Annotated in this window: 16 protein-coding genes and 1 riboswitch; of the genes, 8 read left to right on the top strand and 8 right to left on the bottom strand. The window is 36.0% G+C overall.

Features of this window, described 5'->3' with window-relative positions:
* Positions 1 to 103 precede the first annotated feature (103 nt).
* The 3 genes from AC2CGN_RS20275 to AC2CGN_RS20285 all read right to left on the bottom strand — a co-directional run bounded on the left by AC2CGN_RS20275 (position 104) and on the right by AC2CGN_RS20285 (position 2,801).
* On the bottom strand, positions 104 to 1,870 hold the full coding sequence (locus AC2CGN_RS20275) for a helix-turn-helix domain-containing protein (protein ID WP_484515875.1): 1,767 nt from the start codon (positions 1,868 to 1,870) through the stop codon (positions 104 to 106).
* A gap of 227 nt (positions 1,871 to 2,097) precedes the next feature.
* Positions 2,098 to 2,223 (bottom strand): hypothetical protein, encoded by a 126-nt coding sequence (locus AC2CGN_RS20280; RefSeq protein ID WP_286924805.1) that lies wholly within the window; start codon positions 2,221 to 2,223, stop codon positions 2,098 to 2,100.
* A gap of 245 nt (positions 2,224 to 2,468) precedes the next feature.
* Positions 2,469 to 2,801: a magnetosome magnetite crystal formation protein family gene (locus AC2CGN_RS20285; RefSeq protein ID WP_484515877.1), complete on the bottom strand. Its 333-nt coding sequence runs from the start codon at positions 2,799 to 2,801 to the stop codon at positions 2,469 to 2,471.
* 125 nt (positions 2,802 to 2,926) lie between these two features.
* A riboswitch (TPP riboswitch) is annotated at positions 2,927 to 3,034 on the top strand.
* Positions 3,035 to 3,152: 118 nt separating this feature from the next.
* On the opposite strand from AC2CGN_RS20285, the gene thiT reads away from it, so the two are divergent.
* Positions 3,153 to 3,713, top strand: coding sequence for an energy-coupled thiamine transporter ThiT (gene thiT / locus AC2CGN_RS20290; RefSeq protein WP_484515879.1), 561 nt, complete (start codon positions 3,153 to 3,155; stop codon positions 3,711 to 3,713).
* A 198-nt stretch (positions 3,714 to 3,911) separates the two neighbouring features.
* The gene (map, locus tag AC2CGN_RS20295; protein WP_286924808.1) at positions 3,912 to 4,667 is read left to right on the top strand and encodes a type I methionyl aminopeptidase; all 756 of its coding nucleotides are present in this window, start codon (positions 3,912 to 3,914) and stop codon (positions 4,665 to 4,667) included.
* A 19-nt stretch (positions 4,668 to 4,686) separates the two neighbouring features.
* On the opposite strand, the gene AC2CGN_RS20300 is transcribed toward map, so the two are convergent.
* The gene (locus AC2CGN_RS20300) at positions 4,687 to 5,400 is read right to left on the bottom strand and encodes a hypothetical protein (protein ID WP_484515881.1); all 714 of its coding nucleotides are present in this window, start codon (positions 5,398 to 5,400) and stop codon (positions 4,687 to 4,689) included.
* Between the two features lie 198 nt (positions 5,401 to 5,598).
* Here AC2CGN_RS20300 and AC2CGN_RS20305 point away from each other — a divergent pair, with 198 nt between their 5' ends.
* Positions 5,599 to 6,426, top strand: coding sequence for a polyphosphate kinase 2 family protein (locus tag AC2CGN_RS20305; protein ID WP_484515883.1), 828 nt, complete (start codon positions 5,599 to 5,601; stop codon positions 6,424 to 6,426).
* 140 nt (positions 6,427 to 6,566) lie between these two features.
* Positions 6,567 to 7,154, top strand: a complete 588-nt coding sequence (locus tag AC2CGN_RS20310; protein WP_286924811.1) for a GNAT family N-acetyltransferase — start codon at positions 6,567 to 6,569, stop codon at positions 7,152 to 7,154.
* An 87-nt stretch (positions 7,155 to 7,241) separates the two neighbouring features.
* Here AC2CGN_RS20310 and AC2CGN_RS20315 read toward each other — a convergent pair whose 3' ends face one another.
* The 3 genes from AC2CGN_RS20315 to AC2CGN_RS20325 form a co-directional block, all read right to left on the bottom strand.
* Positions 7,242 to 7,811: a beta-class carbonic anhydrase gene (locus AC2CGN_RS20315; protein ID WP_054771975.1), complete on the bottom strand. Its 570-nt coding sequence runs from the start codon at positions 7,809 to 7,811 to the stop codon at positions 7,242 to 7,244.
* Between the two features lie 177 nt (positions 7,812 to 7,988).
* Complete coding sequence (locus tag AC2CGN_RS20320; protein ID WP_283869632.1) at positions 7,989 to 8,123, bottom strand: hypothetical protein; 135 nt, start codon at positions 8,121 to 8,123, stop codon at positions 7,989 to 7,991.
* A 140-nt stretch (positions 8,124 to 8,263) separates the two neighbouring features.
* Positions 8,264 to 9,499, bottom strand: coding sequence for an aminopeptidase (locus AC2CGN_RS20325; protein WP_429983072.1), 1,236 nt, complete (start codon positions 9,497 to 9,499; stop codon positions 8,264 to 8,266).
* 194 nt (positions 9,500 to 9,693) lie between these two features.
* On the opposite strand from AC2CGN_RS20325, the gene motA reads away from it, so the two are divergent.
* The gene (motA, locus tag AC2CGN_RS20330) at positions 9,694 to 10,497 is read left to right on the top strand and encodes a flagellar motor stator protein MotA (RefSeq protein ID WP_429983071.1); all 804 of its coding nucleotides are present in this window, start codon (positions 9,694 to 9,696) and stop codon (positions 10,495 to 10,497) included.
* Positions 10,481 to 11,254: a flagellar motor protein MotB gene (gene motB / locus AC2CGN_RS20335; RefSeq protein ID WP_429988105.1), complete on the top strand. Its 774-nt coding sequence runs from the start codon at positions 10,481 to 10,483 to the stop codon at positions 11,252 to 11,254. The genes motA and motB overlap by 17 nt, the downstream gene beginning before the upstream one ends.
* Before the next feature lie 61 nt (positions 11,255 to 11,315).
* Here the strand turns inward: motB and AC2CGN_RS20340 are convergent, their stop codons facing one another.
* Positions 11,316 to 11,537 (bottom strand): DUF1128 domain-containing protein, encoded by a 222-nt coding sequence (locus AC2CGN_RS20340; protein ID WP_283869628.1) that lies wholly within the window; start codon positions 11,535 to 11,537, stop codon positions 11,316 to 11,318.
* A gap of 294 nt (positions 11,538 to 11,831) precedes the next feature.
* Between AC2CGN_RS20340 and AC2CGN_RS20345 the strand changes: the two genes are divergently transcribed.
* Positions 11,832 to 12,158: a YtxH domain-containing protein gene (locus AC2CGN_RS20345; RefSeq protein WP_286924815.1), complete on the top strand. Its 327-nt coding sequence runs from the start codon at positions 11,832 to 11,834 to the stop codon at positions 12,156 to 12,158.
* Between the two features lie 24 nt (positions 12,159 to 12,182).
* The gene (locus tag AC2CGN_RS20350) at positions 12,183 to 13,124 is read left to right on the top strand and encodes a YihY/virulence factor BrkB family protein (protein WP_484515887.1); all 942 of its coding nucleotides are present in this window, start codon (positions 12,183 to 12,185) and stop codon (positions 13,122 to 13,124) included.
* Positions 13,125 to 13,144: the final 20 nt, after the last annotated feature.

Consider the following 13,144-nt stretch of genomic DNA (forward strand, 5'->3'; position numbering starts at 1 on the left):
AGCCCTCCTGCTTAATAAAAATATTCAGAAAATTCAACAAGTAGGGTTTAGTATAACAATGAATACTATGAAAATACTATGTGAAAACAGACAAAGATAAGACCTATCCTTTGTCTGTTTTGGCTAATTTTATATTTTGTAAGTATGAAAACATATAGATAGCAAGATTTAATTCGAACATAGTTTTGCCATTTTGCTCGTCAATCTCTATTAATGAAAAAATCGTCTGGAGTCTATATTTAATGGTGTTTAGGTGTACAAAGCAAGCCTCGGCTGTTTTTTTTCGATTTTGATTATGTTCAAAAAATAGCTTTAGTGTATATAACAAATCGGTTTTATGTTGATTATCATATTCAATAATTGGGCCAAGCTTCAGTCCTACATACTCAGCCATTTCCTGTGGGTCATTATTTAAAAAAAGTGTATAAGGCCCAAGCTTATCATAGGATATGATGAATGGTGCCTGTTCTAATGTCTGCAAATAGTCAATACACTTTGTGGAGTCCCGATAAGAACTGAAAATGTTTTCAATTGTGTCAAAGTGTCTTCCGAGACCAACTATAAACGATAGTGAATTGTACTTTGTCGAGTCCTTTTCGAGGAGTACAAAAAAATCTTGAATACGCTCTTTAAACTGTTCGACTGAAACTCGCAAATTGTTCATAAATAAAAAATGATAGTGTAAATCATGCTCCGAGATAAAAACTGGTAAGGAAAATAAGCGAGTTAAACGATATAGAAGTTTACTAAATTGGTGCTGCATTCTTTTTGTTTGAGCAACATGATATGTACTCCCATCAAGTTGTAGAGTAGCACATAAGTAATGAGAAGTTTGATGAGCTTCTTGACGTTTATAAAAGGCATTGAAATTTGAGCTTAAAAGCTGTTGTAGCAAATATCCATCATATTTAAAGGAATTTTCTAGCTCCTTTTCTTCCTCTGCTAACTGTAAGGCAAATAGTGCACTTGCCTGCTCCACTGCAAATAAATCTAAAGGGTCCATCTGTAAATGATGATTCATAACGATTAATAGTACTCCTATAACACCTCGCTCTGTATGAATAGGAAACAAATAACTTACATAAGTTTCATCTTTGATTGGTATGTATACTTGATGTCGTTCACATTGCTGTACAACTTTATCAAGATGCATTGATTTTTGTTCTTTTAAAATGTCAGTAGCAAACTTAGTTGTAGGCGAAGATGCGATAAGTAAATCGTAAAAATCTGTCATAATGGCTACAGACTGGCCAAGTAATGATGCAAGCGTATCAATCATATCGCTTAGTCGACCCCGTGTTAAGGAAACCCGTGTTAAAGCATTATAAATGCGCTTAGAGCGTTCGTTTTGAGTAAATAATTTTGCATTTTCTATCGCAATAGAGGATTGGTTTGCAAATGCTTGTAACATCGTTAAATCGCTATTTTCAAACTGTGTATCTCCTGAAAAATTGACGATTGTTAATACCCCTATGCATGAGTTACTTTTATCAAGAAGTGGAGCACAAACAGCACTTTTGGGGTAAGTAAAATCACCAACTGCTTTTGTATAGTTTTCTTCATACTGTGGAAATAAATCCGCCATGCTTTCTGTAACATCGCTGCTAGAGTGGAATCTAAACGCTTGTTTTTGGGAAAATACCTTTCCAGTCATCCCTTCATTTGAGGCAAGGTGAATCTTTTTTAAATAAGCCAGGTCATAGCCAATGGCATGCTTGGCAACAAGACGATTAGTTTCTGTATTCAACATAAACAATACCCCTGCATCAGCACCTTCAATTACATGGAGCACCTCACTCATCAGTTTTTCTAATACTTGGTTAATATCGAGTGTTGAAGTTAGGACCTGTGCTGCATTAACCAAGCTCATTAATTGTTTTTCGCTATTTATTATAAACAACCCCTCATCTGTAGTGCTAAACCCTATTTTAATATAAATCTGCTATACCAAGTATAAGAATACAGTTATTTGAGGCATAAAAAAATCTGCCATAAAAAAGTAAGCGTTTCAAATCCTAAGGGATTGGAATGACGCTTACCAGTAAAAGAGAGCAGATTTTTAATTTAGATATTTACCTTAAAATGAGTTTAGGGGTATTATTTTTTATAGCTGTCTTTGGAAGAATAAGGGGCTCCTTTCTTCGCGGCAATTACTTTTTTTACAATGGGTATAATGATAGGTGCTAATTTTACGGCGGTTTTGACAACTTTAGATACTTTCATAAAATAACAGCTCCTTTTACTATTAGTTCTACCTTTTTATCTTCATTCAGCAGAAGACTCCTACCTCTATAGGTGGTGAGATGAATGCGGTTTTGGTTTCTTTTCAATGGGTGTCCAAACACCTACTGAACGAAGATAAAGCCTCCGGCGGATGTCACGGATTTTCAAAGGAATGAATTGTGCAGGCACAATTTAAAATCCAGACACAATTACGCCAAGGCGAAATTGATGTTAGAAATGAAACATTAACGAATAACACGAACCGCTTGCACGATATTCCAAATAACAATCCCTAATGAGACGAGTAAGTAAATGGCAAATGATGCAAACCAAACGATTATAAATGTATTACTACCTGATCCAGGGTCAAAAGTGTTAAAGGATATAGTTGAGAAGACAAAAACAGCAAAGAAGATGATACCAAATACGACTGGGATTAAATGCGAAATAAGTGCTCGAATAGAGTGTCTTTTTACTTCACTATCTTTAGAAACAAAGTAAACAATTAACGGCACAATAAAGGGTGCGAAAAAGACGCTAAGATAACTAAAGGCAGATAAAATTTTTTGGTTCTCCATAGTTGTACCTCCTTTTTTAATATTTACGCATGAAAAACAGCAAAGTTTCAAAAAATATTGTGAAATTAGAGTTGTAATCATATCCGTATTTGCGTACAATGAGGTTGTTCAAATAAAAAAGATGTAACGACCACAAGGGGAGCTGATGATGTCAGCTGAGACTGGGCACGTAATGCCTTCACTCTTTGAACCTGTAAGTTAACACTTGCGTAGGGATGTGGATAGAAACCGACACTTGTACGATGTGAGGCTCTGTCCTGGCATTGTTTTTTTTTGCCAGATAGAGTCAAAAAGTAATTTGATTTCTATTCCTGCTCTTGTATCCTACATCGGAACAAAGGAGAGAATAAAATGGACAAAAAAAGACTTTTAATGCTTGTGGAGATTGCGATATTTGCAGCAATTGGTCTTGTGCTAGATCAGATTTCCTTTAAAGTATGGGCACAAGGTGGCTCTGTTAGTCTAGTGATGGTACCAATAATTTTAATAGCCTTCCGTTGGGGGCTTTTGCCTGGACTGACAACGGGCTTTCTTATTGGTGTTATGCAAACAATGTTTGGTGCTACAATTGTGCATTGGTTTCAGGGCTTACTCGATTATGGCTTTGCCTTTACGGTAGTCGGCTTGGTAGCAATTGTTCGTCGACCAGTGCTTGAGGCTGCCAATAATCTAAACAAAACGAAAATGGCGCTATATATTATTGTAGGAACTGTATTGGCAGGTTTTTTACGCTATGCAGCACATACCGTTGCTGGCGCGGTATTTTTCTCAGAGTATGCTGGCGATCAAAATGCATGGATTTATTCAATTATTTATAATGGAACATATATGTTACCAGCAACAGTTTTAACTGCCATTGTCGGTGTTCTATTATTTACAGCAGCACCACAATTAATGCAACGAAAATCATAAATACTCTACCCTTCACAGTAGTGGAGGGTTTTTTGTATTTAGATTTGGCTATTATAAATTTTACTCGCTGTAAAATATTGTTACATTTCAGCACTTTGCAATTTATGAGGGCATACAATATTTAAAGCGTTTAGCGTTTTATGTCAAACAAGTTATGTTATATTAAAGTGTAGATATTAGATGAAAGGGACGTTATAAATGATTGTAAAAACACAAGAAGAGATTGAAGCCTTTAAAAAAATCGGTCGTATTTGTGCCGAAATTCGTGAAGCAATGAAGGCTGCGACAAAACCTGGTGTAACAACACTTGAACTCGATGAAATTGCCGGTCGTATGTTTACTGAGGCAGGTGCGATTTCTGGACCTAAAGGAGAATATGACTTCCCAGGATATACATGTATCAGTGTCAACGAGGAAGTAGCTCACGGTATTCCAGGAAAACGCGTAATTCAAGAGGGAGACATTGTTAATATTGATGTTTCTGGTTCTTTAAATGGCTACTTTGCAGATACAGGAATTTCATTTGTCGTGGGTGTAGGCTATGAGGATAAAGAAAAACTATGTCGTGTGGCAAAAAGTGCCTTCGATCGCGCAATGACAAAAGTAAAAGCTGGGTCAAAATTAAATCAAATTGGAAAAGCAGTTGAGCGTGAAGCATATGCCAATGACTTAACGGTGATTATGAACCTAACAGGTCATGGCTTAGGTCGTTCCTTACATGATGAGCCAAATCATATTTTAAACTATTATGATGCATGGGATTCTACCATTATGAAAGAGGGCATGGTACTTGCGGTTGAGCCTTTTATCTCAGCAAAGGCAGAGCATATTGTTGAAGCTGGTGATGGCTGGACATTTGTTACACCAGATAAATCACTTGTTGCCCAAATTGAACATTCGATCATTGTGACAAAAGACAAACCAATTATTCTAACTTCATTAGATGAGGCATAATAAAAATCCTGCTACCCAATTATTTTTGGGTGGCAGGATTCTTTTTTATGAAAAGTATACCGACTAATAGTACACCACATAAAAATAATGCAGCTGTTGTTACAAGTAGCTCTTCTAAACCATTATGTAACGCGATTCCAATATAAGCCCAAATAAAAACAGATGGATACATAATATCGAAATGATGGAAGCGCATATGTAATGCGATGGCAACACCAATTGTCAATAAGATGACTGCCCATAGAGGATTGCTAAGACCAAAGCCGTTCCATCCATAAGCTGTTAATGTAAAGCTTGTATCTGTCATCAACATAAATGTCGACCATGCATAGTAAATAGAGAAAGGGATGCGTCCTGTCAATGACTTGTCGCAAAGAGGATATGTATTGTACAGCGAAAACAAACAGAAGACTAAAAGTAATGTACTGCCAAGAGATGCGATAAATAACTCCTGATGCCACACGATTACCGTGGAAATCTGCAATATACATATGCTGCTAAAAAGAACAGTCTGTTTAATTGTTGTCTTTTTAAAATTCATGACTAACCAATAACCAAGTAACATATAAATGACGATCCAAATTACATGACTAACATTAAAAGGTGCAAATACAACAGGAAAACGATTAGAGATGTCTAACGAAGATTGACCATTTATTTTCATGAAAAAGGATGAAAAGGTTAGGATGACTGAGACAATATAAGTGATTGTCATCAAAAAAAATTGAGGCATGTTTTCCTCTCCCTTCATATTAAATTGTATAGGGAAAAGACAAATAAGTATAGGACTGCACTCTTCCCATTATAACGGAAATTCCCAACAATGTATCGCGTTGTTTTGCTGAAATTATCTACAATTTACCATTTGTATAGGCATCTAAATGTTTCTTTAGTACAATAGGATTAATCCAAATAGAAGGAGTGAAATTTAATGGCTCAAAATTTAACCGATTTAGATTTATCTATTGAACTCGATAAAAAAATGTATAAAAAGAAATTAAAAGTACTCCAATATGAAATGTTAAATGCACAACAATTTTTATTAAAAAATAAAATTGGGCTAATTTTAGTATTTGAAGGTATGGATGCAGCAGGTAAGGGAGGGGCCATCAAACGTCTAATTGAACGTGTTGATCCGCGAGGCTATGTGGTACATCCGATTTCTGCTCCTCAGCCCCATGAACTACGCTACAACTATTTACAGCGATTTTGGAGAAAGCTTCCACAGCATGGACAAATCGCTATTTTCGATCGTTCTTGGTATGGACGAGTTTTAGTGGAACGAATTGAAGGCTTTGCAACAAAGAATGAATGGTCTCGAGCTTATGAGGAAATTAATAACTTTGAAAAGATCTTAACAGCAGGGGATTACATAATTATTAAGTTTTGGCTTCATGTCTCAGATGAAGAGCAGCTCAAACGTTTTACTGAACGTGAGCAAAACCCTTATAAGTCTTGGAAATTAACAGAAGAAGATTGGCGTAATCGCGAAAAGTCGCTTCAGTATGTAGAAGCAGCGAATGATATGTTTGAGAAAACAGACAAAAAGAATGCGCCATGGATTTTAGTTGCAGGGGACGATAAAAAATATGCACGTGTGCAGGTGCTACAAGAAACTATTGCGCATATTGAACGCGAAGCACAAAAGCGGGGGCTTCATGTAACAAATGTTTTAGACAAGGCTCAGTTAGAAGATGAGGAATCTTCAAGCCTTGAAACACTAAATGATCAATCGAAAAATAAGAAGAAAACAAAATAATGATGGTAAGATGCTGTGCAAACAATACGAGCTGTTTTAGTTGTAGCAGCATCTTTTTTTACATACAATAAAGTGACTAACTTATTTTTGAGTGAAGCATGGTCCAAGTAAGACAATTATCGGAAGGCTAGTGTGGAGAAATGGTGCTTAAAATTTGGAATTTATTAAGGAAAAAGGGTGGAAATGTGGTATCAATTCGAGGAGAGAAATGCTACATTCGCACATTCCAAGAAAAAGATGCACAAAGTTTAACTGGTCTCGTAAGCCGTAATAAATACTTTTGGTCTACATACGAGCCGTTACAACGACCTGAATATTATACAGTTGATGCTCAATATAAAAAAATTCAAGAAAGTCTATACTTAATGGATTCAAAAAGAGAATTTACTTTTGGTATTTACGAGCTAGGTACTAATAATCTAATTGGGCATATTGCGCTTTACGCAGTCAAACGTTTACCTTACTCAAGTGCTTTTGTTGGCTATGCGATGGATGAGATTTATATTGGGAAAGGGATTGTAACAGAGGCTGTTAAAATGGTCGTACGTTTTGCTTTTGACCAAATAGGCTTACATCGTGTAGAGGCCTATGTGTCAACACAAAATAATGCTTCTATTCGAGTTTTAGAAAAATCAGGATTTCAACGTGAAGGATTGTTAAGGAAGCTTTTGTACATCAATGGTCAATGGGTAGATCATTACATGTATGCTTGTTTAGAGGATGAATAAAAGAGAGTCTATCTTTCAAACAATGAAGGATAGACTCTTTTTATCTGCATTGACTATTAATCCTTTATTTGGATGTGAAAATGGTGTTTAGCCTTGATAAAGACTACCATCTTCGATTAAATCAAGTCGACCTGTATTTGGATCAATGACTAATCCATGGACAGGAACATCCTTAACCATTAATGGGTGATTGCGAATAGTATCAACACTTTTCTTTACACTTGTCGCTACGTCGCCAAAGCCTCGTAAAAATTCCTTTAAATCTAGACCAGAGTATTCCATCATCTTGATAGTTTCTGGGCTAATTCCGCGATTCACCATTTTGCTAAGCATTGCTTCAGGATCAACTGCACTCATACCACAGTCATAATGCCCAACAACGTACACCTCATCTGCTTGTAGCTCATAAACCGCTACAAGTAAACTACGCATAATTGCACCAAAAGGATGACTAACTAATGCGCCTGCACTTTTAACAATTTTTACATCACCATTTCGTAAATTCATCGCTTTAGGTAATAGCTCAACAAGACGAGTATCCATACAAGATAAGACAACGATGCGTTTATCAGGATACTTAGTTGTAATAAAAGGCTCATATTTTTTTTCTTGAACAAAATCTACATTAAATTTTAGAATATCTTGTAACATTGTCATGAAAGTTTGCTCCCTTCCCTACAAAAATATTTTAGAGCAAATCTTTAAATATGCAAATAATAATGACAATATTCACGCAATTTTTACGAAAAAGAAAGAAGTTTAGTAAATTATTTAGCGATTCAAAAGAAAAGTTCATAAAAAAACAGCTACTAGAATGTAGCTGTTTTTATGACATTAATATTTTTCTTTTGGTTTTGGATCTACAGTTACTGAAGATTTAGAATCTAAACCAACTTGTAGATAATGGATGAAGAATCCTGTAGCGATTAATAAAACGGCTGAAAAGCCTAGTACAGTCGTTAAAAACATGATAAAAGTTCCTCCTTACTAGAAATAATCAAGTATATTATCTAAATTAATTATACAATAGGTTACTAGGAAAATCTAAGGATAATTTATGACATCAATAACATCCCTTACCTAGAAAAAAATTAGTAGGAATGAATCACTTAAATTGCCCAATTACCATTGCGGAAAATAGGTTCTTTTTGGTCGTCCTTAGTGATTCCTTCTATATTCATTTGCTCAGAGCCAATCATAAAGTCCACATGTGTCAAACTATGATTAAGTCCCTTTGCAAGTAATTCTTCAGAGGACATTTCTTTGCCACCCTCAATGCAAAAGGCATAGGCATTACCTATAGCTAAATGATTAGAGGCATTTTCATCGAATAATGTATTGTAAAATAATAAACCAGATTGTGAAATAGGTGATTTATGTGCCACTAATGCTATTTCACCAAGATAATGTGCACCCTCATCTGTTTCGATAAGAGAGGTTAAAATTTCCTGGCCCTGCTCAGCTACTATGTCAACAATTCGGCCATCCTTGAATGTTAGCTTGAAATTATTAATAATATTTCCGCCATAGCTCAAAGGCTTAGTGCTTGATACATAACCGTTTACACCTGTTTTAAGAGGTGCAGTAAAAATTTCCTCAGTCGGCATATTTGCCATAAAAGTTTGCCCTTGTATGTTTTCGCTACTTCCGCCCGTCCATACATGTTTTGACGGTAAGGCAATCGTCAAATCTGTCCCTGGCGCCAAATAGTGTAATGCTTTATATTGTTTGCTAGTTAGATAATCAGCTTTGCTATGTAATTGCTGATCATGCTCTAGCCAAGCAGCAACTGGATCCTCGAGATTGATACGTGTAGCGTCAAAAATCGCTTCCCATAGAGCATTCATTTGTTGGTCTTCTGACAAATGAGGAAATACCTTTGCTGCCCATTGTTTTGAGGGAGCGGCAATAACTGTCCAACTGAATTTATCTGCCTGTAACCAACTATAATAATTAGCTAATGCTTTTCCTGAGGCTTTTTGGAAAGCCATAATTCTTTCATGCTCGATACCCTTTAATAAGTCGGGATTATGAGAAGTAATACTTAAAAAGGCAGCCCCGTTCTCTGCAAGCCACTCACGCTCCTGAACCTTCCATGGTGGGAAAAAATCAAATGAGTCTTTTGGGGCCTTTTCGTAGCGGGTACGTACGAGCTCATCGTCAGATAAATCAACAAATACCTGTTTTGCACCATTTTCATAAGCTAATTTAGTAATTATTTGTGCTAGTTTTAAATTATCGGTCGAACAGCTTATATAGAGGTACTGATTTTTTTGGATATTTACTCCTACTTTCACAGCTAATTCGGCATATTTTAGTAATTTTGTGTTAAAAGATGATAACAAATTCTTAGCTCCTTCCTAAAAAAGACAATTTAGTGTACTATTCTTAATTCAATATAATCAAATATGGCTTTAAAGTGAATAAAAAGCATTTATTACATCGAAAAATTAGTGAAATACATTTATACTATATTATATATTTAAAAATATGGAAAATAGACGAAAATAACATTAATAGTAGATTTGGAGGTTCTAGAATGGATATATCGTCGATTGTAGGGTTAATACTTGCGTTTATAGCGCTATTAACAGGGATGGTGCTAAAGGGAGTAAGCTTAGGTGCATTTTATAACCCAGCAGCCATTCTAATTATCATCTTCGGTACTATTTCCGCTGTAACAATCGCCTTCCCTATGAAGGAATTGAAGCGAGTACCAAAGCTATTTAAGATTCTTTTTAAAGAAACTAAATTAGCGGATGATATAGAAATTATTAAGATGTTTTCACAATGGGCAGATTTAGCTCGTCGTGAAGGATTATTGGCACTCGAAAGTAAGGCTTCAGAGATTGAAGATCCATTTTTGAAAAATGGGCTTACATTAGCAATTGATGGGCAAAATGCTGACTATATCCGTGATGTTTTAACGGAAGAGGTTGAAGCAATGGAAGATCGTCATGCTAGTGGTTCTGCAATTTTTACTCAAGCAGGTACATATGCCCCGACTTTAGGGGTACTTGGTGCGGTAGTAGGGTTAATCGCCGCACTCGCAGATATGAATGATATCGAAAAACTGGGGCACGCTATTTCCGCTGCCTTCATGGCTACATTATTAGGTATTTTTACTGGTTATGTTTTATGGCACCCATTTGCAAATAAGCTTAAACGTAAATCTGCCGTAGAAGTTAAACAAAAAAGAATGATGATTGAGGGGATTCTTTCGGTTTTAGAAGGGGAGGCTCCACGTGTTATTGAACAAAAACTTGCTTCTTATTTAACGATGGAAGAACGTCGTCAAATTTCGGGTGAAAGCGGGGCGGGTGGTCTTGGCAAAGAAAGCTAAGAAAAAAAAGCATGAGGATCATATTGATGAGTCCTGGTTAGTACCATATGCAGATATTTTAACATTGCTATTAGCTGTGTTTATTATACTATTTGCATCTAGTTCCGTAGATCAAGAGAAATTGCAAAGAATGTCAGCAGTTTTTAATCAGGTATTCGATGGCGGTACAAGCTTTTTAGAGCAGCCTTCGCCAGTAGAAACTCCGAATGCAGAAAGTGATAAAACGCCACAACAAATACAGCAGAATTCAGCCTATTTAAAGGATCAGCAGGAGCTAGCTAAAATTAAAGATAGTGTTGAAAATTTTATTGCTGTTCATGAGATGGAAGGTCAATTTGCAACAGAAATGACGGATGAAGGTCTGCTTGTAACAATTCGTGATAGTATTCTATTCGATTCAGGTAAAGCAACCATTAAACCAGAATATAAACCGATTGCTAAGGAGCTTGCGGACGTATTAGTATCGGATCCAGCGCGTAATATAGTTATTACTGGTCATACTGATAATGTTCCAGCTGGACCTGCCTTCTCCTCTAACTTTGAATTATCGGGAATGCGAGCAATAAACTTCCTTAATATTTTACTGATCAGCAATTCGAAGTTAGATCCTACAAATTTCAGTTTTAAAGGCTACGGCGAAAACCGAGCTATTGCGCCAAATGATACTGCAGAAGGGCGTGCGAAAAACCGCCGAGTTGAAGTATTAATACTACCATTTGTTACTGAGGATGGTTCAGAAGCAAAAAGTACACAATAGAAAAAAGCTATTGGCAAAAGGCTTTGATCCTTTGCTAATAGCTTTTTCTCTCTAAAAATTATTATTTGCGTAACGATCCTAATTCAGCAACAATTGCCTGCATCTCACTTGGGCTAAAGGATTCCCGTTTCATCACCATTTCGTATAAATAAACTAAGTCTTCGTAATTTGCTTCATCAAAGTTTTCTGATTTCATGGCATCAACATTTACCATACGTAGCTTGTCTTTCATTTGGTCAACCATATAAATAACGTTCTCTTTTGACGGTACCGATAAATCCATTTTTGAAACCTTCCTTTCGTCATCCTCGCACATATCATTTCATTGAATAAAAAAAATGTCAACACTGTATTTGGGCATTGCTTTAAAAATAGACTGTTATTGGGTAGAATAAGGGCAGTAAGTCGTTTATTGGCTCTAAGGATTAGGATAAGGTGATTATGAAGCTGAATGTATCTATGGAAAATGCTTAGTGGGAACGAAAATCAACTATAGATAATGGCTATAAGCTTGTTTATTGTTTACTGAAGAAATTTTAGGGAATATACATTTACACAAACGCAGGGGGTTTTTATTATGGGTCAAAGTAAATTATTAATTTCTGTTGTAACAGGCGCGGTAGTTGGTGCTGCGTTAAGTATGCTGGATCGTACTACTCGCGAAAAAACAATAGCTTCTACACAAAAGATGAAGGAAGCAATTTCGTATTATGCGGCTAATCGCGATGAATTACAGGTTTTAGTTGAGGAAAAGGTATTGGCAGCAAAAGTACTTTGTGAAAGTGTATCAGAAAATGTCAACACAATAGCTGAAAAAGTGGATGAATTTAAGGAGCTACCTTCCACAATTCAGGAAATGATAAATGATACAAAATCAGCCTTTTCTTTACCTCATAAAGAATAGCTTGTCTGATAGGAGGGGAATTGTATGGAAAAGAATAAAACGTCCATACATACAGCAATTGGTGTGGTGAAATCATTTGTTAAGCCAGATGAGGATAGTGTAGATATGACAACCTCTAGGGGCTTTCTGCAAGATTTATTACTACGCTTACAACGGGTTGAAATATCAGCTCTTGCTGCCCAGTTGGCTTATTTCTTTTTACTATCTTTCTTCCCACTACTGATTTTCCTAGTCACTTTACTACCATATTTAAATTTAGAAACGACGCAGGTGTATTCGTTTTTAGTGAATGTCATGCCAGATGAAGTATATAGACTGATCGAGAATACATTAAACGAAATTTTAAACAATCGTAATAGTAGTTTATTATCCATTGGGGTATTGGGTACATTATGGTCTGCCTCCAAAGGCATTAATGCATTGATTCGAGCGTTAAATAAGGCTTATGAGACAGAAGAGAGTAGGGGGAGTATACTGGATCGAGGACTGTCTCTTATTTTCACGATAGCCCTTGTTTTTGTATTCGCTGTAGCACTTTTATTACCTGTATTTGGACAGCAAATTGGACATTTCCTATTTTCCATTGTTGGTATTGAGGAGCAGTTTGAAACAATATGGCATAGGTTACGATGGTCGACGCCACCTCTTTTAATTTTTCTTGTATTAATGGCAATCTACAGATTTGTTCCTAATACAAGCCCGCGCTTGAGGTTAATGAGCGTTTGGCCAGGAGCCTTGTTTTCAACCTTTTCTTGGTTAGCTGTAACGTATGCTTTCTCGTTTTATATTAGTAATTTTGCAAATTATTCTGCTACATATGGAAGTATTGGTGGAGTTATTATTTTGATGCTCTGGTTATATTTCACAGGTATTATATTGATTTTTGGTGGAGTTCTCAATGCAACTATGCAGAAAAAGGCTTTACAAAAGGAATATCTCAAACAAAATACACTAATGGATAGCTAGCATGAAAACAGCCTCGTATC

This window comes from Lysinibacillus sp. DFXJR4, assembly GCF_057196045.1.